Source organism: Sinorhizobium alkalisoli, from assembly GCF_008932245.1.
Taxonomy (GTDB): Bacteria; Pseudomonadota; Alphaproteobacteria; order Rhizobiales; family Rhizobiaceae; genus Sinorhizobium; species Sinorhizobium alkalisoli.
The window spans coordinates 458,112-484,687 of record NZ_CP034910.1 but is presented as its reverse complement, the minus strand read 5'-3'; the positions used below and the strand labels follow the sequence as shown (position 1 = coordinate 484,687).

The 26,576-nt window shown below is 63.7% G+C and carries 22 protein-coding genes; 13 read left to right on the top strand and 9 right to left on the bottom strand.

All coding sequences use genetic code 11. The features are described from left to right. Positions 1-27: 27 nt before the first annotated feature. From EKH55_RS19905 to EKH55_RS19890, 4 genes are all read left to right on the top strand, one after another. Positions 28-1,254: an NRAMP family divalent metal transporter gene (locus EKH55_RS19905; protein ID WP_345790242.1), complete on the top strand. Its 1,227-nt coding sequence runs from the start codon at positions 28-30 to the stop codon at positions 1,252-1,254. 175 nt (positions 1,255-1,429) lie between these two features. Beyond that, complete coding sequence (locus tag EKH55_RS19900) at positions 1,430-2,386, top strand: SDR family oxidoreductase (RefSeq protein ID WP_151612684.1); 957 nt, start codon at positions 1,430-1,432, stop codon at positions 2,384-2,386. Between the two features lie 501 nt (positions 2,387-2,887). Next, positions 2,888-4,663 carry an SLC13 family permease gene (locus EKH55_RS19895; RefSeq protein WP_151612682.1) on the top strand — a complete coding sequence of 592 codons (1,776 nt, stop codon included), beginning with the start codon at positions 2,888-2,890 and terminating at the stop codon, positions 4,661-4,663. A gap of 238 nt (positions 4,664-4,901) precedes the next feature. Further along, on the top strand, positions 4,902-5,924 hold the full coding sequence (locus tag EKH55_RS19890) for a glycerophosphodiester phosphodiesterase family protein (protein WP_069457656.1): 1,023 nt from the start codon (positions 4,902-4,904) through the stop codon (positions 5,922-5,924). 203 nt (positions 5,925-6,127) lie between these two features. On the opposite strand, the gene EKH55_RS19885 is transcribed toward EKH55_RS19890, so the two are convergent. After that, positions 6,128-6,964 (bottom strand): endonuclease/exonuclease/phosphatase family protein, encoded by an 837-nt coding sequence (locus EKH55_RS19885; protein ID WP_246231986.1) that lies wholly within the window; start codon positions 6,962-6,964, stop codon positions 6,128-6,130. A gap of 34 nt (positions 6,965-6,998) precedes the next feature. Between EKH55_RS19885 and EKH55_RS19880 the strand changes: the two genes are divergently transcribed. After that, positions 6,999-7,937: a putative bifunctional lysylphosphatidylglycerol flippase/synthetase gene (locus tag EKH55_RS19880; RefSeq protein ID WP_192803844.1), complete on the top strand. Its 939-nt coding sequence runs from the start codon at positions 6,999-7,001 to the stop codon at positions 7,935-7,937. Here the strand turns inward: EKH55_RS19880 and EKH55_RS19875 are convergent. Then, positions 7,835-9,412 (bottom strand): phospholipase D-like domain-containing protein, encoded by a 1,578-nt coding sequence (locus EKH55_RS19875; protein WP_151612678.1) that lies wholly within the window; start codon positions 9,410-9,412, stop codon positions 7,835-7,837. The genes EKH55_RS19880 and EKH55_RS19875 overlap by 103 nt on opposite strands. A 361-nt stretch (positions 9,413-9,773) precedes the next feature. On the opposite strand from EKH55_RS19875, the gene EKH55_RS19870 reads away from it, so the two are divergent. The 3 genes from EKH55_RS19870 to EKH55_RS19860 all read left to right on the top strand — a co-directional run bounded on the left by EKH55_RS19870 (position 9,774) and on the right by EKH55_RS19860 (position 12,422). Beyond that, positions 9,774-10,202, top strand: coding sequence for an FKBP-type peptidyl-prolyl cis-trans isomerase (locus EKH55_RS19870; protein ID WP_151612676.1), 429 nt, complete (start codon positions 9,774-9,776; stop codon positions 10,200-10,202). Between the two features lie 305 nt (positions 10,203-10,507). Continuing rightward, complete coding sequence (locus tag EKH55_RS19865; protein WP_151612674.1) at positions 10,508-11,896, top strand: DUF2254 domain-containing protein; 1,389 nt, start codon at positions 10,508-10,510, stop codon at positions 11,894-11,896. A 124-nt stretch (positions 11,897-12,020) separates the two neighbouring features. Then, on the top strand, positions 12,021-12,422 hold the full coding sequence (locus EKH55_RS19860) for a hypothetical protein (protein WP_151612672.1): 402 nt from the start codon (positions 12,021-12,023) through the stop codon (positions 12,420-12,422). Between the two features lie 55 nt (positions 12,423-12,477). Here EKH55_RS19860 and EKH55_RS19855 read toward each other — a convergent pair whose 3' ends face one another. Continuing rightward, a complete protein-coding gene (locus tag EKH55_RS19855) occupies positions 12,478-12,687 on the bottom strand; it encodes a dodecin (RefSeq protein ID WP_069457663.1) in 210 nt (69 codons plus the stop codon). 298 nt (positions 12,688-12,985) lie between these two features. On the opposite strand from EKH55_RS19855, the gene pepT reads away from it, so the two are divergent. Next, complete coding sequence (pepT, locus tag EKH55_RS19850; protein ID WP_151612670.1) at positions 12,986-14,218, top strand: peptidase T; 1,233 nt, start codon at positions 12,986-12,988, stop codon at positions 14,216-14,218. Here the strand turns inward: pepT and EKH55_RS19845 are convergent. The 4 genes from EKH55_RS19845 to EKH55_RS19830 form a co-directional block, all read right to left on the bottom strand. Then, on the bottom strand, positions 14,215-15,066 hold the full coding sequence (locus EKH55_RS19845) for an N-formylglutamate amidohydrolase (RefSeq protein ID WP_246231950.1): 852 nt from the start codon (positions 15,064-15,066) through the stop codon (positions 14,215-14,217). The two genes, pepT and EKH55_RS19845, sit on opposite strands and share 4 nt — an antisense overlap. Positions 15,067-15,088: 22 nt before the next feature. Continuing rightward, complete coding sequence (locus tag EKH55_RS19840; protein WP_151612666.1) at positions 15,089-16,435, bottom strand: glutamine synthetase family protein; 1,347 nt, start codon at positions 16,433-16,435, stop codon at positions 15,089-15,091. Between the two features lie 133 nt (positions 16,436-16,568). Continuing rightward, positions 16,569-17,231 carry a cysteine hydrolase family protein gene (locus EKH55_RS19835; RefSeq protein WP_151612664.1) on the bottom strand — a complete coding sequence of 221 codons (663 nt, stop codon included), beginning with the start codon at positions 17,229-17,231 and terminating at the stop codon, positions 16,569-16,571. Further along, complete coding sequence (locus tag EKH55_RS19830; protein ID WP_151612662.1) at positions 17,228-18,157, bottom strand: MurR/RpiR family transcriptional regulator; 930 nt, start codon at positions 18,155-18,157, stop codon at positions 17,228-17,230. Before EKH55_RS19830 ends, EKH55_RS19835 begins: the two co-directional genes overlap by 4 nt. A gap of 193 nt (positions 18,158-18,350) precedes the next feature. Between EKH55_RS19830 and EKH55_RS19825 the strand changes: the two genes are divergently transcribed. The 4 genes from EKH55_RS19825 (at position 18,351) to EKH55_RS19810 (ending at position 23,237) form a co-directional block, all read left to right on the top strand. Further along, positions 18,351-20,222, top strand: coding sequence for a branched-chain amino acid ABC transporter ATP-binding protein/permease (locus EKH55_RS19825; RefSeq protein WP_151612660.1), 1,872 nt, complete (start codon positions 18,351-18,353; stop codon positions 20,220-20,222). A 22-nt stretch (positions 20,223-20,244) separates the two neighbouring features. Then, a complete protein-coding gene (locus EKH55_RS19820; protein WP_151612658.1) occupies positions 20,245-21,408 on the top strand; it encodes an ABC transporter substrate-binding protein in 1,164 nt (387 codons plus the stop codon). A 72-nt stretch (positions 21,409-21,480) separates the two neighbouring features. Then, the gene (locus EKH55_RS19815; protein WP_151612656.1) at positions 21,481-22,218 is read left to right on the top strand and encodes an ABC transporter ATP-binding protein; all 738 of its coding nucleotides are present in this window, start codon (positions 21,481-21,483) and stop codon (positions 22,216-22,218) included. 131 nt (positions 22,219-22,349) lie between these two features. Next, positions 22,350-23,237, top strand: a complete 888-nt coding sequence (locus EKH55_RS19810) for a branched-chain amino acid ABC transporter permease (protein WP_192803843.1) — start codon at positions 22,350-22,352, stop codon at positions 23,235-23,237. 82 nt (positions 23,238-23,319) lie between these two features. Here EKH55_RS19810 and EKH55_RS19805 read toward each other — a convergent pair whose 3' ends face one another. Beyond that, positions 23,320-25,281, bottom strand: a complete 1,962-nt coding sequence (locus EKH55_RS19805) for an elongation factor G (RefSeq protein WP_151612654.1) — start codon at positions 25,279-25,281, stop codon at positions 23,320-23,322. Between the two features lie 288 nt (positions 25,282-25,569). Beyond that, positions 25,570-26,271, bottom strand: coding sequence for a histidine utilization transcriptional repressor HutC (hutC, locus tag EKH55_RS19795; protein ID WP_106407788.1), 702 nt, complete (start codon positions 26,269-26,271; stop codon positions 25,570-25,572). Positions 26,272-26,576: the final 305 nt, after the last annotated feature.

Below are 26,576 nucleotides of genomic sequence, written 5' to 3'. Positions count from 1 at the left end.
CCCGCGAAACCGAAGGCGCTGCACATTTTGAAAGGTCTGCGCGCAGGTCTCGTGACCGGGGCCGCCGATGACGACCCGAGCGGCATCGCCACCTACAGCCAAGTCGGCGCGCAATTCGGCTTCACCCTCGGCTGGACGATGATCCTCACCTACCCCCTCATGGTGACGGTCCAGGGATTGAGCGCCGGCATCGGTGCCGTTACCGGCCGTGGCGTTGCCGAGAACCTGCGCCGGCACTATCCCCTGTGGCTGGCAAGGACAGCCGTGTCGATGCTGTTTGCAGCAAACTTCATCAATATTGGCGCCAACCTTGCAGCCATGGGCGCAGCCCTTTACCTCCTGATCGACGGCCCACAGGTCCTCTACGCGGCGCTCTTTGCGATCATCTGCGTTTGCCTCGAAGTGTTTGTTCCCTACCGGCGGTATGCGCTTTTTCTCAAGTGGCTGACCCTCTCGCTTTTTGCCTATGTTGCCGTCGTCCTTGCCGTTGAGGTCCCCTGGCCGGAGGCACTGCGTGGCATTTTCCTCCCGCAGTTTTCCCTCGATGCTCGGCACGCAATGGCGCTGCTTGCGATTCTGGGCACCACGATCAGCCCCTACCTGTTTTTCTGGCAGGCGGCGCAGGAAATCGAGGAGCTCAGCCGTCGGCAGCAGTCAAGGCTGAAGGCAGAGCCCGCAGCAGCCGCACCGGAACTGGCGCGTATCCGCCTCGACACGCTTGTCGGCATGGGCTTTTCCAATCTCGTGGCGCTGTTCATCATCCTGGCGACGGCCGCCACGCTTCACCAGAACGGCGTGACCCACATCGAAACGTCGGCCGAGGCGGCGGAGGCTCTCCGGCCGATCGCCGGCGAGTTTGCCTTCGTCGTATTCTCCGCCGGAATCATCGGCACCGGAATGCTGGCAGTCCCCGTCCTGGCCGGATCCGCTGCCTATGCCGTTGCCGAACTCTTCCAGTGGCCGCAGGGCTTGAACAAGCCGCTCAAAAGGGCCAAGGCATTTTACGGGACCATAGCCGCAGCGACGCTCGGCAGCGTCGCCGTATTCCTTGCAGGCCTCGATCCGTTCCTGATGCTCTATTGGAGTGCAGTCATCAACGGTATGCTTGCTGCCCCGTTGATCGCGGCCATTACCATGATGGCCGTCAATCCGCGCATCATGGGGAAACTGACCGCGCCCTGGTGGATGGCGGCCGGCGGCGGCCTCACCGCGATAGTGATGGCCGCGAGCACCATCGCTATGCTCGCACTCTGACGCGCCAGCCCCCCGCACCAGTCATGGCTAAGGGAGACAACACCTGCCATTCGACGTGCCCGGACCACGTGAGCGTCGCAAGTTTCAGGAGGTCGACGTGTGCCGAAGCGACCGCTGTCGCGCAACTTTTGCCCTCCGGACGAGTTCTAGAGCCAGAACCGAAAGGAGCCTCCCCATGAAATCTTCAGCAACCGCCAAGAAACAACGCGAGATCCAGTCCGAAGTGGCGGCCGCCGACAAGAAGGGCAAGCCTGAAAGCAAGGGTTCGATGCAGGCCGGCGCCCGGCGCTATCCCGAACCGCCGCTTCCGAAGGTTCACCAGGCAAAGCCCGGCAGCGAAGCCGAGCTGCCGCTTCAGCCAATGTATGATGCGCCCTTCTACAAGGGGTCCGACAAGCTGAAGGACAAGGTCGCCCTGATCACCGGCGGCGATTCCGGAATCGGCCGCTCGGTCGCCGTGCTCTTCGGGCGCGAAGGAGCGGATGTGGCGATCGTGCATCTCGACGAGACCGAGGACGCAAGCGACACCCGGAGAGCCGTCGAGAAGGAAGGCCGGCGGTGCCTTACCATCCGCGGCGACGTGAAGGACCCCGCCTTCTGCCGCCGGGCGGTGGAAGAAACGGTGAAGACGTTCGGCCATCTCGATGTTCTCGTGAACAATGCGGCCTTCCAGGTTCATACCTATGACATCGAGGACCTGAGCGAGGAGCATTTCGACGAGACGCTGAAGACCAATCTCTACGGCTATTTCTACATGGCGAAGGCCGCGATCCCGCACATGCCGAACGGATCGGCGATCATCAATACCGGTTCGGTGACGGGGCTCGAGGGATCGAAGGACCTTTTGGACTATTCGATGACCAAGGGCGGCATTCACGCCTTCACGCGCGCGCTGTCCGGCCACCTCGTGCCGAAAGGCATCCGCGTCAACGCGGTCGCACCCGGCCCGGTCTGGACGCCGCTCAATCCCTCCGACAAGCCGGCCGAAGCGGTCGAGAAATTCGGATCGAACACGCCGATGAAACGGGCGGCCCAGCCGGAGGAGATCGCGCCCGCCTACGTCTTCCTCGCTTCACCGCATTGCTCCAGCTACATCACCGGCGAAATCCTGCCGATCGTGGGCGGCTATTGAGCTGACAGCGGCTTCGCGTCACATGCGGCGCCTCACGTCTGTTCTGACGCGCGGGCGCTGTGCCACCCTTGGATCCTGCGTTCGAGGCCTTTGAACAAGGTCTCGACTGGCCACGCAAGCCAGCCGGAAGGCCGGAAGGGCTTGCCGGCGTCATCCAGGATTCCGCTGCCTCCGCCATGTTCTCCGCCGTGAACCCGAGCGGCGCGCCTTGCCGTCTTCGCCGCCCTCTTGAGCGCAGGTCCGTCAAAGTCTACACGTAGCGAAATCGCTGCCGTCATGCCGAACCTCCATTTGGCACAAGACGGAGTCAATTCTCGCTGGTATAGACCCTGTGGTGTCTGCATGAGGTTTCCAACATTCGCCACGCGCTCAGCCGCCTGGGCAGATTCACCCAGCCGAACTATCCCGCATTTCTCACACTCCTTGTGCCCTGCGCCGGTTCAAAATGGCGACAGAGGAGGAGAATGGCGCGGCCCGATGTGGCTCATCCAGGGGTGATGAATGGCAAATTTCCTCGCCGGCTATGAAGCCTATGTCGCCCTGGCGATCATATTGCTTCTGCTCATCGGTTTCGTTGTGGAACGTTATCCTCCCGAAGTTACGGCGGTCGGCGGCGCGGCATTGTTCCTGCTGTTCGGCTTCGTTCCGGCAACCGACGCAATGAGCGCGTTCTCGAATTCCGCGCCAATCACGATTGGAGCGCTCTTCGTCCTTTCCGGTGCGCTGGTGAGGACCGGTGTGCTCGAGAGCCTGACAGGCATGGTGATCGCACGTGCGGCCCATCAGCCCACATTCGCGGTGGCGATCTTTCTCCTCGCGACCGTCACAGCCTCCGCCTTCATGAACAACACGCCGGTTGTTCTCATCCTTATGCCGATCGTGATGCGACTCGCGCGATCGCTCGACATCGCCGCCACCCGGCTGCTCATTCCCCTCTCCTACGCCGCGATACTCGGCGGCACATGCACGCTGATCGGCACCTCGACCAACATCCTGGTAGACGGCGTGGCGAGGTCTTCAGGACTCGCGCCCTTCTCCATCTTCGAGATAACGCCGATCGGTATGGTGGCGGCCACGGCGGGCACGATAACGATGTTGCTGCTCGGGCGTTATCTCCTGCCGGACCGTCGCGTGAACGAAGCCGCGCCAAGCGCCGAGGGAGAATTCCTGTCCGAGATCACCATCCGCGGCGACGACAAATATGTCGGCAGGAAGATCCGCGCGATTCCCGACTTCAATCGGCCTGGCCTCAGGATCCAGGCGCTGCGCAGCGCCGGCGAGGTGATCCGCACCGATCTCGGCGAGCGGATACTCAAGAAGGGCGATTCGCTGATCGTCTTCGGGACGACCTCGGAGCTTTTGACATTGAACGAGAAGCCGGAGTTGCGTGTCGGGCTGCGCCGCGGCGTGGAACGTGCCCAGGATGCCGTGCCGGTGGAAGCCGTGGTCGCACCGCATCGCGCGAGCGCCGGTGAGCGACTCGTGGATCTGGCGCTCGGCCGCCGCTATGGCATTCGTGTGCTCGGGGCCCACCGCCATCAGCATATACCCGGTCCGGACCTTGAGAATGTCAGGCTGCGCCCGGCAGACAAGCTTTTGCTTGAAGGACCGGCGGCCAATCTCGACGCGCTCATGGACGATGCCGACCTCGTCTCGGTAACTCGGGCGAGCGGCAGGCCTTACCGGCGCGGCAAGGCCCCCATCGCCGTCCTCGCGCTTGCGGCGGTTGTGGCCATCGCGGCGCTCGGCCTGATGGACATCGGCATATTGGCCATGCTGGCGGTCGCGGCCATGCTTCTGTTGCGCTGTATCGATGCCGACGAGGCCTGGAGCTCGATCGACGGTTCGATCCTGATCCTGATCATCGCGATGCTGATTGTCGGCCAGGGTCTTGCGAACACCGGCGCTGTTGCGCTCATTGTCGACAGCCTCACTCCCTGGATAGCCGGACTGCCGCCGTTCGTGACGCTCGTCGCACTTTATGCGCTCACCTCAATTTTGACCGAAGTGGTGACCAACAACGCCGTCGCCGTGTTGATCACCCCCTTGGCCATTGGCCTGGCAAATCAGCTCGGCGTGGACCCCCGGCCGTTCGTGGTGGCTGTGATGCTGGGAGCCAGCGCCAGCTTCGCCACGCCGATCGGTTACCAGACCAATACGCTGGTCTACGGCGCAGGCAATTACCGCTTCTCCGATTTCCTCAAGGTCGGCATTCCGATGAACATCATCGTCGGCGCGGCCACGTGCGTGGCGATCTATCTGCTCTTTCCCCTTTGAGGTGGCTCGCTCGCGGGTCACGATCTTCCGGGCCCACAGCCAAGGCTGCGGCCGGTCGCGACGTCAACGGCTTCGGGACGCGGCTGCCGCCGCCAGGCGCCTGATCGACCCCCCTGCCTCCCTGGATCGTCATCGTCCTGATACAAAGGGTTCATCGAGCTGTCATCGCTGATTCACGGCGCTGTCATGCCCGGCCCCTACTCGCTTCAGAACCGAAATCGGCTCAGGAGCGAATCGCATGCGCTGGACAGCTCTCTTCCTCTCCGCCCTCGTTTTCGCCTTCGTTTGCCCGCCGGCATTCTCTGCCGAGACGACACGCGCGACCCAGATCCTCGACCGGCTGAAACACGCGAACGACTGGCGGCGCCACGTCATGGTCGTCGCCCACCGCACCGGCTGGAAGGATCAGGGCCGGATGGTCCGGGCGGAGAACTCGCTCGAGGCCATCCGCAATGCCATCGCCCTCGGCGCCGAGATGATCGAACTCGATGTGCGCAAATCCGCGGACGGCACCTTCGTCCTCATGCATGACGACTTCCTCGATCGCACGACGACCTGCCGCGGCGAAACCAAGACCCGGACGGTGGCCGAGCTGAAGAACTGCCGGCTGATCGTCGAGGGCGGGGGCATCGTGACCGACGAGACCGTGCCGACCCTGAAGGAGGCGCTTCTGGTGGCGAAGGACAGGATCCTCGTCAATATCGACAACAAGCTGACGGCGGCGGTCCTGCCCGAGATCGCCGCCGAGGCGCGCGCCTTCGGAATGGCCGACCAGATCCTTATCAAGGAAAACCTCTGGAACGAGCGCCGCATCGCCGACACCCGGGCGCTGATGGCTGCGGTCGGCCCCGACGTCACCTTCATGCCGATCCTCGCCGACGACGCGGTGCATGATGCCCGCTTCATGGCCCAGGCGACCGGTACCTTCGGCGCGCCGGCGGCCGAGCTCGTCCACTGGCATGCCGACGGCACGCCCATGACGAAGGACGGCGGCGTGCTGTTTTCGGCCAAGGCTCGCGCCGAGGCTATCCGCGGCAACTGGCATCTCTGGGTCAACACCTATCCGATCGTCAACCGGCCGCCAGGCATGTTGGCGGGCGGGCGCGGCGACGAGCGTGCCGTGCTCGACGGCCTGCCGCAGGAAAGCTGGGGCTTCTGGATCGACCGCGGCGCCACCATCATCCAGACCGACGAGCCAAAGGCTTTGATCGGCTGGCTGGAAGAGAACGGCTACCGCATCCCCTACGATCTGATGAACTGAGCGACGGCCGTCTTTCGCAAGCACGGCATCCCGGTTCAGCCGTCGGAGGATGGCGTCGTCGCCGGCCGCATATCGAGCCATTGCATCAAGCGCCCGCGAGGACGGCCGCCGGCGCTATAGAGGACGTACAATCAACTTTGCCGGATGGACGGTGCAGCTCGCCCGGCGCTGATCGCCAAACGCATCGCCGGCCGGCCGGGAGGTCAGGGGAGCGGCGGAGCTCCGCTTCCGTAGGTGGGCAGGTTATCCTTTTCGATCGACCGCCTGTGAGGTTCCAGTTCCAACTCGACCAGCAACGGGAGATGATCGGAGGCCGAGCGCGCCAGCGGGCTGTCGTGCACCCGGCAGGCCTTCACGCCTATTCCGTCGCCGACAAAGACGTGATCAAGGCGCAGGAGCGGCAGTCGCGATGGAAAGGTCGGCCGCGTCCTGGCATTCGAAAGAAGCTGGGCGTCCCTGAGACGTCCGGCAAGAGCCTTGTAGGCGAACGAGCGCGCAATCGCGTTGAGGTCGCCTGCAAGCACCACGCGCGATTCCGATTGCCGTATTCCTCCAAGCCAGCCGGGACCCAGAAGCGCCGTCGCCTGACGAATCCGTTCCGCGCCGCGCAATCCGAGATGGGTGACGATGACCTGAAGTTTGAGATGGCCGATATCGACCTCGACCCAGAGCGCGCCTCTGGGCTCGCCGGACGACGGCAGAGACTCCGCCTTGACGAGGCGCATCGGCAGGGCGGTCAGCACCGCATCGCCATATCGCTCTTCCTCCAGGTGGAGGGCCGGATGAAACTGAGACTCCATGCGCAGATGTGCGGCGATCATCTGCGCCTGGTCCATCCCGCCGCTGCGCGCGCGGCCGACGTCGACCTCCTGGAGCGCGATAATGTCGGGGCCGCATTCGCGGATGACCTCGCCGATGCGCGCAGGGTCGAGCTTGCGGTCGGTGCCGAAGCAGCTGTGAACGTTGTAGGTCAGCAGGCGTATCGCTCGAGGCATTCCCTGTGCAGCCCTTTCGCATCCGGGAACACGCGGGACCTGCATTTCGTTCCGATGGACGCGACCGAGGAACGGGACCTTGCCAAAGAAGATTATTGCACGTCTGTTCATATTCACCGCCATCGGCGTCGCCGGCTGGCTGATATACCGGGCGCTCAGCCGATACACGTTCGGCGAAATCCTGGGTGTGATCCTGCAGATCCCCCTCGGCCATCTGCTCGCCGGTATCGGTTTCGTCTGCCTCTCCTATTTCTGTCTGACGCTGTTCGACACGCTTGCGGTTCGCTATGTCGGGCAAAGGCTCGCCTATCGCCGCGTGGCCATCACCTCCTTCACCAGCCTCGCGATCGGCCACAATGTAGGCGTGGCGGCCTTGAGCAGCGGAGCCATTCGGTACCGCTTCTATTCACGCTGGGGTTTCAGCGGCGAGGAAGTGGCAAAGATCATCCTGTTCTGCGCCGTTACCGTCGGCCTGGGCCTTGCCACCCTGGCCGGCCTTTCCTGTCTCGCCGTGCCGGAGAGCGCGGCGCGGATCATCGGGCTGTCGCGAACCGGGGCCCTTCTGCTCGGCATCACCTGCCTGGCGGGGTCGCTCGGCTATGTGATGCTTGCGGGCTTGCTCCGGGGATCGGTGCGTCTTTTCCAATGGACCTTCGAAATGCCCTCCCTGCCGCTTGCAGCCGGTCAGGTGGTCGTCGGCACGGCCAATTTCCTCTGCGTCAGCGCGTGCCTGCATCAACTGGTGCTGGCATTCGGGACGCCGGCTTTCCTCGAGACCGCGACCGCCTATGTCGGCGCCAATGTCGCGGCCCTTGTCAGCCACGTCCCAGGCGGAATCGGCGTGCTCGAAGCGACCATCGCCTTTCTGCTCGGCCAGACCGCCAATATCGGGGCGCTGATCGCATTCCGGGCGATCTACTTTTTTCTGCCGCTTCCGCTCGGCTTGATCTCCCTTTCAATCGCGGAGTTTCTGCGTTTCGACGAGGCGAAAAGCCTCGCAAGCAAGGCGAAAAGCTGACCGCCCCAGCGCCGCACGAGGACGAGCGAATCGTGAAGCGGCCTGACCGGCCGGCGTGGGTCGACGATGTCCGTGCCCCAGACGAGAGAAGTCGCCCCGTCCTCCTTGAGCCCGTCGAAAGGCCGCAGACCGCGCCTGTTCACGTTCAGCCTGTCGATGACGGCGACAAGGGAACCGGTCTCCCGCACCATGGTGTCGACTTCCGCCGGGTTGACGTCGAGATGTTCCGCCAGAAGGCCGTTGCGAATCTGTTGGATTGCCACGCATTGCTGATCGCTCGCGGCTTCGACGGCAACGTCGCATTCCGTATCGAGCCCTTCCGAGCGGTTGTTGAAATTCGACGAGCCGACGCGAAGGAACCGCTCGTCGATGACGACGAGCTTGGAATGGATGATCACTTCCTGTTCGGAGCCATCCGCTGCAGGGACGACCGGATAAACCACCCGCAGCCTGCCATGGCGGTCGGCCTGCTTGAGCCGCCGGACAAGGCGGTCGCGGTTGATCCCCATGAATAGTCTTTCCAGAATGCCGTGCGAACTGAAGGTGGTGACCACGACGATTTCCGGGCCATCCGGCTCCTGCAGGCGCCGGCAGAGCAGCGCGCCGATCCTTTTCGAGGCGAAATACTGGTTCTCGATATAGATGTGGCGGCTCGCGCTGCGAAGCGCATCCAGCGTCAGCCTTACGGCCTCCTGCCGCCCTCGGCGGTCGCCGTATTCCGGCTCGGTGCGCGCAATCGCGATCCGGCAATCCGTCAGGATCGGCACGGTGCCGGCCGGCCACGCGGCGGCCTGCCGCGTCGGAGGACTTATCTCTTCCCCGACCGACGATTTCCAGCGCGCGCGGCAGAGGTCGCCGATGGCTCGGCTTGCCGCACCCTCCAGCACCACCTGGATATCATGCACCGGGTCGTAGGGCTTTCCATCCGGATCGCGTCGGAGATCGTTTTCCGCCAAGTGATCCGGCCTGTCCCAGCGGCGCGCCGTAAGGTCGATGCCGCCGACGAAAGCGATGCGATCGTCGATCGAAACGAGCTTCTGATGATGCGAGCCGCGAAACGCCCGATGGTTTGCAAAGCGGAGTTCGATCTGCGGATGTGCCGCCCATTTCTGCCGGCGAAACAGCCGCAAGGACTTTCCCGAATAGATCGGTCCCATCGCCCAGATGAGAATCCGGATTCTCACCTTCGGTCTTTGCCCCGCGAGCCGCTCCAGGAATGCCCCGAGCGTCTCCGATTGCGGATCTTCGGGTCGCAGCCTAATGCGAGGATCGAAGTCCCATCCGGTGATCCAGATCTGCTCCTCCGCCTGCTCCATGACGCGCGCGACGCATGCATAATAGGCGGCGGCATCGATGAGGAAGCCCACGCGCTCTGCAGCCACGCTGCGCCAGGCGTTCTCCGCTTCCTTGATGATCGGCCGGCCTGCGCGCCGCCATGGCCGCGACTTTCCGGCAAATATCGTTTTCCAAGCCAAGCTTTCATGTCCCAGGTGGCAACTGGCGGAGGAATCCGTTTCGGCCGAAAATTGTTCCCGCCGCCGCCCGACGCTCACCCGAGAGGCGGTCGCCAAGTGGGATCGCGTCACCTTCCCTGTCGTCAGCGGTTTAAATCTGTCGTCGGCGCCCTAGATTCCCGCTGACATTACAGCGCCGCCCGTCTTTTCAGACGCGCAACGGTCGCTGTAACGCTTGGAATCTGCGCATCGAGCTTTCCGAAGATCGATTACAATTTTCGGGCGATGCGCTGGATGTCGGCAGGACCGGCATCTCGCCCGGCGCAAGGGGCTCATGGGCCCGCGACCGAAATTTCCCTCAAGCACAAGTCGAGAGCAAGCAATGACCGAAGTCAAGAACGGCGACGTGGTTCGCATTCACTACACCGCCAAGCTGGCGGACGGTTCCGCGGTCGACTCTTCGCAAGGCCGGGAGCCGCTGGAGCTCAAGGTCGGCGCGGGTCAGATCATTCCCGGGCTCGACCGCGAAATCAACGGAATGGAAGTCGGAGAAACGAATACCGTCACCGTTCCGGCGCGAGAAGCCTACGGCCCGCACGACGACGCCAAGGTGCAGACGATGCCGCGTTCGGTCGTGCCCGAAGGTGTCGCGGTCGGAACGAGACTGCAGGGGACCGGCCCGGACGGCCAGCAGATGGCCGTTACCGTCCTCGGCCTCGACGAGAACCAGGTGACGCTGGATGCTAATCACCCGCTCGCGGGCCAGGACCTCGTCTTCGACGTCACCGTTGTCGAAGTCGTCGATGGCTGAGCGGATTCCGCAAAAGCGTTGGCGTGGACGGCGCCCCACCGGCATCGCTTTGCCACAGGAGGTCGTCGCAGGCCACTTGCAAGCGAGACCGACCACGGCGCTGGAGATGACAGTGGCGGAACGGCCCCGTCCGTCAGCGACGGGACGACGAAGCGGGTCTGCCTTGCGTGATAAAGGCGCGATCGGCCGCCGGTGCTTGGCACCGGCGGAACCAACCGCACGGCCCGCATGGGAACCACCAGACCGTCTTTGGGGTTAGCCTTGCGGGATCATCGCCCGTCGTCCGAGGCTCCGTGGAGGTCCTTGTGAAGGCACGCCTCAACCAGGCTCTCGCCGCGATCGACGAGAGCTTTTGGATACTCCCGGCGATCCTCACCGCCGGGGGAGTTCTTTTTGCTTTGATGCTGGTCCGTCTCGACCAGGCCGGCGCTGTTCCTGATTGGATGGTGGAAAGCGCCTGGCTCTACAATGGCGGGGCGGAAGGCGCCCGCACGCTGCTGGGTGCGGTCGCATCCACGACGATCGGCATTGCCGGCACCGTCTTTACCATTACCATCGCGGCACTTTCACTGGCGGCCCAGCAGATGGGCCCGCGGCTGTTGCACAACTTCACGAGAGACCGCGGCAACCAGACGGTCCTGGGGGCATTTCTCGGCACCTTCTCCTACGCCCTGATGGTACTGCGGACGGTCCGCACCGAGGCCGAGGGTGCCTTCGTTCCGCATCTCGCCCTTACGGTCGGCATCGGCCTCGCTTTCGTCTGCGTCGCGATGCTGGTGTATTTCGTCGGCCACATGGCGGGGCGGATCAACGTCGACACGGTGATCGACCTGGTGAGCAAGAATGTCAGGCGTGCAATCGACGGTCTGTCCGCCGATGGACCGCAGTCTCGACCCCCACCACCGGTTTTTTGGCGCGATGCCGTCCCCGTCGTCGATCAGCGGCGCGGCTACCTCCAGCAACTCGATACCGCCAGCCTTGCGAAATGGGCCGCAGACAGGCACACGGTCATCCGCCTGCTCGTCGGGCCGGGTGATCGCGTATTCCCCGGCGCACCGATCGCTCTCGTGAAACCGCCGGTCGACGGTGTCGAACAGGCAATCCGCAGCGCCACCGCGCTCGGCTGGGACCGCAGCGGTGCCGACGACATCGAATTCGCGATAAGGCAGCTTGTCGAAGTCGCGATTCGTGCCCTCTCGCCCGGCGTGAACGACCCTCACACGGCGATCAGCGTTATCGACCGCCTCGGCGCAGCTCTGTGCGATGTGGCGCCATTGCGTCTGCCGAGCGGCGTCGTGCTCCACGAGGGCAAGCCTGGCCTGGTCATGCCGGCAGTTGAGTATGACGGGCTTGTCGACGTGATGTTTCATATGATCCGCCAAAGCGGGTCGGGCAGTACCGCAGTGCTGATCAGGATTCTCGATGTGCTGACGGCAGCCGTCAGTTGCGAACGCCAGCCGAAACGCGTCGCCACGCTTGAGCGCCACGCCGATCTCGTGATGGGCGATGCCTGCCGCACTATCGGCAATCCGGACGACCTTGGCGATGTTCAGAAGAGATATCGCGGCTTCGCGGCCATGAAGCGTTCCGGGCCCGCGGCCTATCTGGAGGCAATGGCGTCCGAGCAGAAGACGGAGAATGCCCTCGCCCCGCATCTCTATGACCGCTTAGCCGCAAATCCCGGCGAGACGTGACGCGGCGCTTTTTGAACACTGGTCCGCGCGAGGATTGCCGGACAACGGAACTCACCGAGGCAACCTGCCGTTTCTCTCCCGGACTGTCGCCCAACCGAACATGCAAGAGATGGAGGATTAGCAAATGGCACAGAACAGATCGCTCGGTTCCGCCGTTCCGCGCGGCGTCGTCGACACAAAAACCGGAAAGGTCGGCGTGCCGGAACAGAGCGTCGAGGAGCAAGTCCGCTCCCTTCGCGAACAGGTCAATGCCTTGAAGGACACGCTCACCGAAATGGGCCTTACGTCCGGCAGGGCGGTTGCCAACACCGCAGTGGATGCGAGCCGCCGGGCCGGAGCCATGGCACGCGAGCATCCGGCCTGGACCGCGCTTGCGGTAATCGGGCTCGTCGCGCTGGTCCTGGCGGCCACCGCCCGCCCCTACTGGCCTTCGCGGCGGTCCTCGCGCATGGAGGACATCATCGCAACAATCGAAGATCGCCTCGCCGATCTGAAGGACCGCTACTGGGCAGGTGGCTGGCGCTGATCTCACATTACTGCGATCCGCGAGCAGATTGCTCGCGGATCGCCAAACCCACAGCCTATTCCTCGATGCGGAATCCGACCTTCATCACCACCTGGTAGTGCGCCACCTTGCCGTTGACGATCTGGCCCCGGACCTGGTCGACTTCGAACCAGTCGAGGTTTCGCATCGACTGTGAGGCTCGGGAGATCGCCGCTTCGATGGCCTCGTCGATCGAGACCGGCGAACTGCCGATCAGTTCCACCTTCTTGTAAACGTGTCCGCTCACCTTATCCTCCTCAACGGGTTTCTGGTTGCACTCCTCCGGCGCCCTAGCGTCCTTGGGGCCGCACACAGGCGCTGCAATTCTGTGAAATAGGTTCCCACTCGCCTCTTTCGAGCCCCGCGATCGCATTCGGCGTCGGGCAAAGTGCGCCCGCCGTCGGTCAATCATGCGCCGGTTGGGATTGAAGTGCCAGCAAAAGCGCGCGAGAACGGCAATGCCGCGCGATGAAGAGCGCTCTTCCGTCCACCTTTCCGCCGGCTCAGTTCATACTTATCGGTGCAACAATGCAGTGGAACCGCCCATGATCGATACCGTTGCCGAGCGCTTCCTGCGCTACGTCGTCATCGACACCCAATCCGACCCCCTGTCGCTGACGCAGCCCTCCACGGAAAAGCAGAAGAATCTCGGCCGCCTGCTGGTCGAGGAGCTGCTGGCGATCAATCTCGCCGACGCACATATGGATGAGCACGGCTATGTCCACGCAACGATCCCGTCCAATGTCGACAGGCCGGTGCCGGTCATCTGCTTCTGCTCGCACATGGATACGGCGCCCGACTACACCGGCACGAATGTCAGGCCGCAGATCGTCCGCCACTATGCCGGCGGCGACATTCCGCTTCCCGGCGACCCCCAGCAGGTGATACGGATGCGTGACAATCCGGCGCTTGCCCACCAGATCGGCAACGACATCATAACCACCGACGGCACGACCCTGCTCGGCGCCGACGACAAGGCCGGCATCGCCGAGATCATGACGGCGGCCGAGGTCCTTGTCTCCAACCCCGACATCCCGCACGGCACGATCAAGCTGCTCTTCACCACCGACGAGGAGATCGGGCGCGGTGTCGACAAGGTGGACGTCCAGAAGCTCGGCGCCGATTTCGCCTATACGGTCGACGGCGAGACGGCCGGCCATATAGAGGACGAAACCTTCTCGGCGGACCGCGTCGACATCACCATCCACGGCGTCGCGATCCATCCGGGCTTTGCCAAAGACAAGATGGAAAACGCCGTCAAGATCGCCGCGGCGATCGTGGCGCGGCTGCCGGCGACCATGGCGCCGGAGACGACCGAGGGCCGCGACGGCTTCGTCCATCCGACCGGCCTCACCGGCTCGATGGAAAAGGCGCTGTTGAGCTTCATCGTCCGCGATTTCGAGGAGGAGGGCCTTGCCGCCAAGGAAGAGATGCTGCGGGACCTGACCAGGAGCGTGATGCTGGACTATCCCGGCTCCACCTATGCCTTCGAGGTGAAGGAGCAATATCGCAACATGAAGACAATCCTCGACCGCCATCCGGAGGTCGTCGACAATGCCATGGAGGCGATCCGTCGCGCCGGCATGGTGCCGGTGCGCGGCAGCATCCGCGGCGGCACCGACGGTTCACGCCTCTCGTTCATGGGCCTGCCGTCGGCCAATCTCTTCGCCGGCGGCCATGCCTTTCATTCGCCGCTCGAATGGATCAGCCGGCAGGACATGGAGAAAGCGGTGAAGACGATCGTCGAACTGGCGAAGATTTGGGCGGAGCGAGCTTAGCGCCGCTTCTCGCCCTGCTCCGACGATCGCCCGGGATTCGGGGCCAGAACCGCCTCCCCGACAGAGGACTTCAAATGCTGCGTCAGCCGTTCCCCCCAGGCGGCGACGCCGGCTAGGTCGCTGATCAGGTCGTGTCGCACCTCGAGTAGCACGCCCGGCAGCTTGCGCGCGTCGGCGTGGACGGGAACCGTATAATCCTCGTCCGGGTGAATGATGTAGGGCTCGTTGTCGCCGACCGTCAGCCCGCTCTCGCCACTCAAGCCCCGGATCAAGGACTGCGCAAAACGGACAGCCTCGCCGTAGAGGATGCCGACCTGCCAGGGGCGTTGCCGGCCGAAATAGACCGGCGTGAAGCTGTGAACCCCGACGATAAAGGGTCGATCGCCCCTGGCTTCGATGAGGTCCAGCCGACGCGCGACCGCGTCGGCAAAGGGCGTGAAGAGCGTGTCTATCCGCCGCTGCCGTTCCGCCAGGCTCAAATCGCGGTTCACGGGGATTTCCGTCGTCTCGCTGACCTCGGGAATGAAGGAGGGCGCCGAGAGCGGCCTGTTGCAGTCGATGACGAGCCGAGAATAGTTGGTGAAGAAGAGAGGAGCGTCGAGGCTGAGGCTCAATTGCTGCGCCAGCGCCAGCGCGCCGATGTCCCAGGCGATGTGTCGCTGGCGGTCGTGATGCGGCAGGCCCATGTCGCCGAGCGCGCGGGGAATGCGGTTGGAGGCATGCTCGCACAGGAGCAGAATCGGCGCGGCTCCGTCCGGATTGAAGACGGCATAGGGCGGCGGCTCGTCGATCGCCAGCAGCGGCTGGCTCGCGTCGTGGCGCGGTCGACCGATATCTTTGATGGCCATTGGGGACGTCATCGAACAATCCTCAATAGACGGCCGCGTAGCGGCTGCAGAGTTCGTCCGCGGACAAGTCCTCGACGATTTCGATCTCCTTGCGCTTCATCGCGGCGTAGCACTCGAGAAATTCCTTGGCGAACCACCCCGTAACGACCTCGTCTTCTGCCAGCGTATCGAGCGCTTCCGCGAGACTTTCAGGAAGACGACGAATGCCGAGCCTCTGCTGTTCTTCCGCCGAAAGCGCGGACGGATCCGAGTTGACCAGCGGCGGCTGATCGAGGCCGGTCCTGATGCCTTCGAGGCCCGCTTTGAGCACGACGCCGAGCGACAGATGCGGGCTCGCGCAGGCATCCGCGGCCCGGTACTCCATGTTGAACTGACGCGCCGGATTGCTGCCGGCGAGATCGAGCGTCGGGCAGATCCTGAGCGTCGCCTCGCGGTTCTTCTCGCCGAGGCACGTATAGGCCGCGCTCCAGTGATGCGGAACGAGCCGCCTGTAGGAAAGCACGGACGGCGCCGTGAAGGCGGCGATCGCCGGCAGGTGGCGGATGACCCCGGCGGCGAAGGCGCCGGCGACCGCCGACAGACGACCCGGTCGCGTTGGATCGTAGGTCACCGGATTGCCGTCGAGATCCGTGAAACTCACATGCAGGTGGACGCCGTTGCCCACGCCATCCGGACTGGTCTTCGGCGCGAAACTCGCATTCCAGCCGAAGAGCGCCGCAACCTCCCTGGCGACGATCCGGATCGTCGCGCCACGATCCGCGGCGGTGAGCGCGTCGGCCGCGCGACAGGTGATTTCGAACTGGTCCTTGCCATATTCCGGCAGGAACATTTCCGGCTCCGCGCCTGCCTCCGCGAGAGCCGTCATCAAAAGCGGCCCGAACGGATCTGCGCGACGCTGGGCGCGCAGGCTGAAGGACGGCGCCTCCGGCCAGTCGACGCCGAGAAGCTGGAACTCCTGCTCGACTGCGGCAACGACCTTGAGCCCGGCCTCGCGCTCGTATTCCTCGAGCGTCCGCTTCAGGAAGCTGCGGACGCAGCAGTCCCATGGGTTTCCGCCAAGGTCGGTAATGTCCGCATGGTAGAAATGCAGCGGTGTCGCATCCGGCAGGCAGGTGACACGCGCCCCGCTCTCGGGATCGGCCATGAGCCGAAGGTCCCCGGCCGAGCCCCAGGGGTTCGCCTCGGCGATCTCGTCGAATGGCGTCAGCGCCAGGTTGGCCGGCACCCAGCCGACGCCTTTTCTCAGGTAATCGCCGAGCTCACTGGCGGCGAAGCTGCGGCCGCGCGTGATGCCGGCGATATCGGTGGTCACGAACGTCGCGAGCTCCGTGAAAGCGAATGGCGCCTTGCCTGTCGCGGTCTCGGTCATGGGTCCCCTCTCCTCTTGTTCTGGTGCCGTCTTGCACCGCCCCGTCCTTCGGGACGCGCAAGGGACGCAGCAGATATTTGAATCCACTCATCGTGCTGTCCGAAAACCGGGTCCGGTTTTTCGCGTCGAGACGTCAAGCGCGGCGCAGGGCCTGAAGCCGGTCGACGACGGTTTGCGTGTCGGTCGTCCAGCAATAGCCGGCATAGGCGCGAAGTGCCGCGTCGTGGCGCTCCGGGCTATAGGTCGCACAGGCGTCCTCGACCACCGTGACGAGATAGCCACGATCGGCCGCATCGCGAACCGCCATGTCGACGCACTGGTCGGTGATGACGCCGGCGATGATCAGGTAGCGCGTATCGAGGTTGCGCAGCACGTAGTCGATATTGGTCGAATTGAAGACTCCGGAGGAGGTCTTCGGCAGCACGATCTCGTTCACCACCGGATGAAGCGCGGCAATGATTTCGCCCTCAGGCGCGCCCTTCGGGACGTGCATGTTGGAGAGCTTGTGGTCGAGCGAACGGTCGCGGCCGTCGAGCGTCAGGCTCTCGATGATGGTATGCAGAACGTTGCAGCCGGCCGCGCGGGCCGCTTCGAGGATGCGCACCTGGTTCGGGATTACGGTCTGGCGGAGCCGGCGGTGGTAATAGCTTTCGGCGCCCTGCGGATGGGTCGGGTCGAGATCGGGCTCGCACCAGATGCGCTGCATATCGACGAAGAGCAGCGCCGTGCGACCTTGCTCGTACTCGCTGTCGCGCTTCAAAACGTCGTCCCCGACCTCCGCGGTAACGGCACTCATTCGATTTCTCCCAAGCTTTCAATTTCCTTACCCACCAGCTGAAAATCATCGCTCTTCTTCGGCGGGCGGTTGAGGGCGTCTTCGGTGATGGCGTGGCTGCGTCTGAGCTCTTCCATCTTTTCGATGCGGGCGCGCGACTTGCCGGCGAGGCGCCCGGTCAGCGCCGCGACCAGCGCTTCCGTCTGGGCGACCGCCGGCACCATCGTGTCGTAGGGCGAAACGGTATCGACCGGCACCGTCAACGTGACATCGGCGAAATCGGCGATCGGGGATAACCAGCGGTCGGTGAAGAGCACGATGCGCGCGCCCTGCACCGATGCCTGCCGCGCGAACCGGATCGTGTCGTTCTGGTAACGGCGATAATCGTAGACGAAGAGCACGTCGCGCTTGCCGAGATCGACGAGGTGGTCGACCTGGTCCGCGCGGCTGCCGTTGATCCAGCGGGTATCGCCACGCAACTGCTTCATATGCGACCAGAGCAGCCCGGCGAGAAAGCCGCTGAAGCGGCCGCCAAGACAATGAATGCGGGCGCTCGGGTCGGCCGCGGCCATGACGGCCGCCTCGAAATCCTCCGACGGCAGCATCTGCATCGAGGATTCGAGCGCGTGCACGCTGGCGCGCAAGAAATGCTGATAGAAATTCTCCTGCTCCGGCGAGGGCCGACGCTCGTCCAGCATCGTGAGCGGCGAACTCATGCGCTCCTGCACTTCGCCGAGCAGCGCCTGCTGGAATTCGGGATAACCCTCGAAGCCGAGCTTGTTGGCGAAACGCACGACGGTCGGATTGCTGACGCCGGCAGACGACGCAAGATGCGCGACGGTGTTCAGCCCCGCCGCCGGATAATTCGACAGGAGCTGCCGCACGATCTTCAACTCCGACCGCGTGAAGGTGATTGCTCCGTCCGTCAACCGATCCCGGATCGCCACGATTTCTGCCTCCCAACGACAATGGTGCGCCTTCACAATCTAACGTTTGTTTCAGAATTGCAAGAGAAGAATGTTTTTTGAAACAAGATTGACATTCGGTCGAGTTGCGATAACCTGACGATCGGGAACCGGCCCTTGAAGAGCTGGCTTGAGAAGAACAGCACGGGCCGAAACAATCTGGGGAGAATGCAGGATGGTGCGCTTCAGGCGAGAAACCGTCATCGGTATCCTTTTGACATCGCTACCTCTGCTCGCAGCGGCGAGCGGCGCGTCGCTGTTCTATCCGGGCGGCGGCGAGCGGCTCGTGGCGCTCTTCATGATCAATGTCATAGCCGTGCTCGGCATCGGCATCTATGCCGGCAATTCGGGGATCGTTTCCTTCGGCCATGTCGGCTTCATGGCGATCGGCGCCTATGCGTCAGGGCTTCTGACGATCAACCCGATCGTCCAAAAGACGGCGCTGCCGCACCTGCCGGAATGGTTGGCGGGCATCGGCCTGCCCTTCCTGCCGGCGCTTGCGGTCGCGCTTCTGGTGGTCATTGCCGTCGCCGTGTTGATCGGCATCGCCGTGGCGCGTCTTAGCGGCTCCTCCGCCTCGATCGCCACGCTCGGCTTCCTGGTGATCGTGCATGTCGTGCTCGTGGCGTCGGGCGATTTCACCCGCGGCAGCCAGACCTTCTTCGGCATTCCGCGCGCCGTCAATCTCTGGATGGCGCTCCCCTTCGCGATCGCGGCGATCGCCATCGCGCGCATCTATCGGGACTCGAGCGCCGGCCTGAAACTCCGGGCCTCGCGCGAAGACGAGATCGCTTCCATCGCCGTCGGCGTCAATGTCAGGCTGCATCGCTTCATAGCCTGGGTGATCGGCGCCGCCCTTGCCGGCACGGCGGGTGCGCTGCTGGCGCATTTCCTCGGCGCCTTCTCGCCCAAGGACTTCTATTTCAATCTCACCTTCGTGCTGCTTGCCATGCTGATTCTCGGCGGCATCACCACGGTATCCGGCGCGGTCGGCGGCACCGCCGCCATCATGGTGATCGTCGAACTGCTGCGTAAACTCGAGGGCGGCGCCGATTTCGGAGTCTTCTCGCTGCCGACCGTCTTCGGCCTCACCGACATCGGTATCGGCGTCGCGATCCTCGTCGTCATGTACCGCCTGCAGGACGGCCTCTTCGGCGTGCGCGAGCTGGACGAGCGCCTGCCCTGGCTCAAAGGCTTCGGAGCCAGAACCCCGCGTCTTGAGTCCGATGGTGCCGGCACCCCGGTGACGACGGCCGGCACGCTCCGTATTGAAAATCTCGGCAAGAGCTTTTCCGGTCTCGTGGCGTTGGAAAAGGCGGACTTCGAGATAACGCCGGGTCTCGTCATCGGCCTCATCGGGCCGAACGGAGCCGGCAAGTCGACGCTGATCAACAGCGTCTCGGGCGTCGTCCCGCCGTCGACCGGCCGCGTCGTGATCGACGGTACGGAGATAGCCTCCCTGCCCGTCTACGCCGTGCCCGCCGCGGGCCTCGCCCGCACCTTCCAGAACATCCGCCTTTTCAGAAACCTGACGGTGCTTGAAAACGTCACGGTCGCGGCTAGCACCCTCAAGGACAAGACCGATCCCCGGGAGCGCGCGCGCCAGGTTCTTGCCGAAGTCGGCCTCGATGAATTCGCCGACCGGCTCGCCGGAACGCTCTCCTACGGCGCACAGCGGCGGCTCGAAATCGCCCGCGCGCTGGCGTTGAAGCCCCGCTATCTGCTGCTGGACGAGCCCGCCGCAGGCATGAATCCGGCCGAAACACAGGAGCTGATGCGTGTGCTCGACCGCATCCGCACGAAACATCGGCTGGGGCTGCTCGTCGTCGAGCACGACCTGAAGCTCATCATGCGGCTCTGCGACAGGGTCGTCGTGCTCAACAAAGGCCAGCAGATCGCCATGGGCTCGCCGGCGGAAGTCCAGTCCGATCCCGTCGTGATCGAGGCCTATATCGGCCGCCGCCGCACGCCGAAGCCGGCGCAACCCGGTCCACTCGAGGCCGCCGGCCTCAACCCCGGTGCCGCCGGTCTTCACAATCCAACCTAACGAGAAAAGAGGGAGCTTTCGGATGACATCGAACTTCAAGACCCTGTGCCTCACGACCATGCTTGGCGGCGTCATTCTGTCGCCGCTGCCAGCCTTTGCGGAAGACCTGCTGATCGGGATCGCGACCGCCCAGACCGGCGGTCTTGCACCCTACGACCAACCGTCGCTGAAGGGCTTCGAAATGGCCGTCGAGGAGATCAACGCCGCCGGCGGCGCGGCGGGCACGTTTCCGATCAAGCTGGTCACGATGGACACGCGCTCGGATGCCGCCCAAACGGCGCTCATCGCCCAGGAACTTGTCGACGAGGGCGTCAAGATCATGATCACGCCCTGCGACGCCGATCCCTCGATCGCCGCCGGCCAGGTGACGCAGGCCGCCCAGATTCCGGCCTTCTCCTTCTGCGCCACGACGCCGACCATGCCGTTCGCCGTCGGCGATTTCATGTTCGGCAACTATCCGGCCGATAACGTCCAGGCGGCCGTGCTCGCCGGCTTCGCGGCCGAGAAGGGCTACAGAAGGGCCTACATACTCAAATCGCCCGACAGCGCCTACACGCTGAAATTGCCCGAATACTTCGCTGAGGCGTTCAAGGCCAAGGGCGGTGAAGTCGTCGGCGAAGGCACCTATAGCATGGGCCAGCAGGATTTCGGGGCCGAGGTCACCAAGATCAAGGCAATGAACCCGGCGCCGGACGTCATCATGACCTCGGCCTATGAGCCCGACTTCCCCGCCTTCATCCGCCAATTGCGCGGCGCCGGCGTCACGACACCTATCCTCGGCAGCGACGGCATCGACTCGCCGACGACTTTCGGCCTCGGCACCCTGGTCGATGGTGTCGCCTTCACCACCGCCGGCTTTGCCGTCGAAGGTACGCCGCTCGCCGAGTTCAACAACAAATATCAGAAGAAGTTCGGTCAGGCGCCGGATACGGTCTACATTGCCAACGGCTATGATCTCGGCAAGGTCATCAACGCTGCCGTCACCGCCGCCGGCAGCACCGATCCGGTCGCCATTCGCGACGCGATTGCCTCGTTGGAGAATGTTGAAGGCGTGACCGGTCCGATCAGCTATGCCGGCACGCAGGGCATGCCGCTGCGATCGGTATCGCTCGTCGAAATTCAAGGCGGCGATCGGCAACTGATCAGCCAGAGCGTTCCGGATCCAGCCGATATTCCCGCACCTTGAGAAGCGCCGATGCTCTCCGGCAATCCGCCGGAGAGCATTCCGGTTTCCAACAGGTATGGCAGGATTGCCCTTATGATGCACAGTCAAATTCCCACCGCCCGGCCCTTGCTCGAGGTCAGCGGGCTCAAGGTTGCCTATGGAGCCGTCGAAGCGCTGAAAGGCATCGATCTTTCGGTCGCCAAGGGCCGGATCGTGACCCTGCTCGGCGCAAACGGGGCAGGCAAGAGCTCGACCCTGAACGCGCTGGTCGGCCTTGCCGGCAAGAAGGCCGGCCGGGTCGTCTTCGACGGACAGGACATTTCAGCAATGGCCCCGGAACAGATCGTCCGGCTCGGCATGACGCTGACACCGGAGGGCCGGCGCATTTTCCCGAGCCTGACCGTTGACGAGCACCTGCTCCTCGGTGGTGCCATGCACAAGGGCCGCGGCAATGTTGCGGAAGTCAGGGAAGACATGCTGGCGCGCTTCCCGATCCTGAAAGAAAGGCTCGACCAGAGGGCCGGCTCGCTTTCCGGCGGCGAACAGCAGATGCTGGCGATCGCGCGCTCGCTGATGTCGTCGCCCGACCTCCTGCTGCTCGACGAACCCTCGCTTGGTCTGGCGCCGCAGGTCGTGGATCTGATCTTCGATCTGATCGCCGGTCTGCGTCAGCGCGGACTTACCATCCTGCTGGTCGAGCAGAACGTCCAGCTTTCACTCGAGATCGCCGATGCCGGCTATGTGATGGCCAACGGCCGGATCGTGCTCTCAGGCACGGCGGCCGATCTTCGCAATTCAACCGAAATCCAGGGCGCCTATCTCGGCGCTTGAGACATTGGCGCGTCGGCCGAAGATCGGAACCGATTCTCGGAAAGCTCGATGCGCAGATTCAAAGAGTTACAGCGACCTTTGCGCGTCTAAAAAGACGCGCGGCGCTGTAGGCAAACCAAGAGGTCACATCGATGGACATGTTCCTGCAACAGCTCGTCAACGCGCTCAGCCTCGGCGGTACTTATGCGCTTCTGGCGCTTGGACTTGCCGTCGTCTTCTCGATCATGGGGCTGATCAATTTCGCCCATGGCGAGCTGATGACCGCCGCCGGTTACGGTCTCTGTTTCGCCATCCTTTCCGGCCTGCCCTTCCCGCTCGCCATCGCCTGTGCACTGGTTGTGGCGATCGCGCTTGCGATGCTGATGGAGCGGATTGCCTTCCGACCGGTGCGCGGCGCGAGCGGCACCACGCTGCTATTGACGAGCTTCGCCGTCAGCGCCATCCTGCGCGTCGCGTTCCAGAACTTCATCTCCGCCCGGCCGAAACCGGTGCCGATGCCCGAGAGCCTCTCGGGAACGATCGAGATCGTCGGCCTACATATCGGCATCATCCAGGCAACTTCCATTCTCGTGACGGTCCTCATGCTGACCGGATTGAACCAGTTCCTGCGCGCGACTGTGCTCGGCCGCGCCATGCGTGCGGCCGCGGAGGATTTCGCCATCGTGCGGCTGATGGGCATCCGCGCCAATGCCGTCGTCGCAACCGCCTTTGCGATCTCCGGCCTGCTTGCCGGTGTCGCCGGCATTCTCTGGGTAGCGCAACGCGGCAGCGTCGATCCGCTGATGGGCTTCCTGCCCGTCCTCAAGGCCTTCATCGCCGCGATCATCGGCGGCCTCGGCAGTCTCTCCGGCGCCGTTGCCGGCGGCTTCCTGCTTGGCTTCATCGAGGTCTTCCTGCAGGCCTATCTGCCCGAGAGCCTGCTCAGCTATCGTGACGCCGTCACGATTCTGCTCGTCATCGGGGTCCTGCTCTTCGCACCACAGGGACTGATGGCCCGCAAGACGATCGTCAAGCTCTGACGCGGGCGAGACTCACGTCAAATAATTGAAATATATGGGTTTTATGATCTTGGACCATTATCGGTCCAAGATCATGAAAAGCCTAATGCTCGTTCGCCTGGGCACTGTGCGCGGTGATGATCGCCTGCGCCTCCTTGCCGTAGAGCTCCTCGAAATGGTCGAAGCTCTTCGAGAAATAGCCGATGCCCTGCGTCGCCGATCTGAGCGAACGCGCCAGATCTTCAAGGGCGCCGCCGGGAACGAGGGCGCGAAAGATATCCCATCCCTTCGCCGCGTCGTCCCGGTCGAAGCCGAGGATTTGCCCCTTGAGGGTGGAGACGATCGGCACGAGACCGCCGGAATGGATCGAGGGCACGTGGATCTCGACCCGGAAGATCGGCTGCAACAGAACGGAGGCCGCTTGCGAAAGCGCCTGACGCACGCCGAGCTTTCCGGCCGTCCGGAAAGCGTGTTCGGAACTGTCGACCGAATGGTGCTGGCCGTCCGTGAGGACAACGCCGATATCGATCGCCTTGAAGCCGAGCGGCCCCTTGTCCATGGCCTCGCGCGCGCCGGCTTCGACCGCCGGTATGAAATTGCGAGGAACGGCGCCGCCCTTGATGGTTTCGGCGAAGGAGAACCCCTCCCCTCGCCCGTTCGGATGGACGCTCAGCTTGACGTCGGCGAATTGGCCGGCGCCGCCTGTCTGCTTGCGGTGGCGGTAGTGAACGTCGGCGGATTTCGATATGGTTTCGCGATAGACCGGGCTCGGCGCGCGATCGGTCACCGTGACGTGGAAGACATCGGCAAGCATGCGGCAGACATCGCGCAGATGCACCGGCCCCTGGGCGCAAACCATCTGAGCGCCGGTCCCCTCCTCCTGCATCACCTTCAGGCCGCGATCGGTTTCGGCAAGCTTCGCCAGCGTCTCGGAAAGCTTGTTTTCGTCGCGCTCGCTTTCCGGCACCAGGATTCGCTCGAACATCGGCGGCGGCGGGGTCGTCCAGTCCGGCGGCGCGATCGCCGCATTGGCCGTGAGCAGGGAAGGAACGGCGAGATGGTCCGATTTGACGGCGGCGAAAACCTGTCCGGCAACCGATATGCCCGAAGACATGGCCCGGCCATTGGCTGGATCCTGCAACGCGCCGAGGCCGGCACCGCCCAGCGTCGCTCCCTGTTTTACACCGTTCTGCAGAGCGCGAGCGATGACGGTCTTGCCGACGCTTTGGCGGTGATGGGCGTGGAAGCCGACGGCGGCGAGCGTCGACTCGTCGATGCCGGCGGATGCGGCCAACCGACTTCGCAGCGCCTCGACGTGCGGCGACTCATGACGAAGTGCCTTCATCAGCCGCATGATGCCATTGCTGTGGCTTGCCGCCCCCAGGAGCACCGGAATGATCTTGTTTTCTGAGAGCACCCGCGTCGAGATCTGGTAGATCGTTTCGCTTGCCGGCTCGCGATCCTCGATCAACTCTTCAAGCAGCCAGTCGTCGAACTCGGAAAGATGCTCAAGCAGTTCGGCGCGCGCCTCGTGTTCGCGCTCGGCTGCGCTCTCGGGGATTTCGAACAGGGCGGACGTCTGGCCTTCGCGATAGCGCCAGGCCCGTTCCGAAATGAGATCGCAACTGCCGATGATCTTGTCGCCGTCGCGGATGGGAATCTGCCGGAGAACAAGCGGACGGCTGCAATAATCCTGCAGCGCCGCGACGATATCTCTCAGCCGCCCGCGCGGCTCGTCCATGCGGTTGACGAAGAGAATGCAAGGCGTCCCCGAAGCCTCGATCACGCGCAGATAAGGCGCGGCCAGCACGGCCTCCTCGAGAACGGGGGAAATCGGGAGCACGCAGGCGTCGCTTGCGAGCAAAGCATCCTGTGCGAGCGGGATCGCCTCGCTGTTGCCCGGCACGTCGAGCGCGCACCACGGCTCCCCGCCGAATTCGAATTCAGTAATTGCTAAACCATAAGGGGATACTGACTTTTTCGGCTCGCCCTCCAGCGAGCTCAATCTTTCCACGAGCGTGGATTTTCCGATCTGCGAAGGACCGAGTACAGTGAAACAGCGCATCGGCGTTCCTCCCTCTGCCTGGATGACACTGTGACAGGATGCCCCTCGGAGCGCAAAAGCGCCAGAGAATGTTGACTTTTCTTGCGAAGCGCCCCAATCGCGGGCGCGAAATCGCCTGCCGGGGCCTTCTGCGCGCGAGGGCCGCTGCGGCGTTGCGTTCGAGAGGGCGCGGCCGCCGCCCTACTGCATGTCTCCTTTAATCGACCTCGATTAAAGGACAAAGACATGCAGCAATTCAAAGTGCTACAGCGACCTTTGCGCGTCTAATAAGACGCGCGGCGCTGTAGATCAGCCGACTGCACTCGGTTGAAATTCCGCCACGAGCTCGTGCCGGTCGCCCGGATAGGTCAGCCGCACGCTCGTGACCGGAGCACCGCCGCTCCAGGTCCGCCGCTCGATGACGAGGCAAGGGCTGCCGGCCGCGACGTCGAGCGACTGGGCTGCCAGCCGGCCCGCCGCCACCGCCCTGATGCGGTGCTCGGCCGTGCTCCAGGGTACCTTGCCGAGCAGCCACGAGCCCGGAGCGACCGTCTCGAACGGCTCGGCCTCGGCTTCCGGCACGGCCGCAAGGCTGATCAGCCGCTCCTCCAGGCAAAATGGCCGCCCGCCGGCGAAATGCCGGCAGGTGATTTCGAGCAGTTTCGACGAGGCCGGCAGATCGATGCGTTCGCGGTCTCCGGCACCGATCTTGCGTATGATTCGTCCGTCGCGCCGATAGGCGTAATCGAGGCCGAGCGATTCGACCTCGAGCTTGACGTCGTGGATTTCCATCACCGCCGATTGGACCTGCGGAAAGGTGACGTAACTCCCGGATTTGCGCCGGCGCTCGATCAGACCGCGCTTGACGAGCTCGGAAAGCGCCTTGTTCACCGTCATGCGCGAGCAGCCATATTGCTCCGTCAGCTCGTGCTCGAAGGGAATGCGGTGGCCCGGAGGCCAGTCCCCCGACAGGATATGCCCCTCGACCTCGCTGAGAATCTTCTGGTGCAATGAAAGGGGCTGGTCCCGGGACTCGGGCCGGAGCTTTTCATTCGATGGGCGGTCGTTGGGAATGGTCGGATCCTCGTTCAAAACCTTCGCTGCACCTTACCTTTTTACGTTGAGCGCGATAGCCCTTGCAGCCGCAGCGTCCGTATTTCTCCAATTGGAGTAACGTCGAAGTTCCGCGAATCGGAGGCCAGTTGTCCGCGGACAACCGCTCGAAAGAAGTTGTCCGCGGACAACTTCTGGACAAGAGACTTCACAAGATTGCATCGGGCGGACAGCATAAATCCGGCCTTTTGTTAAGCGTTTGT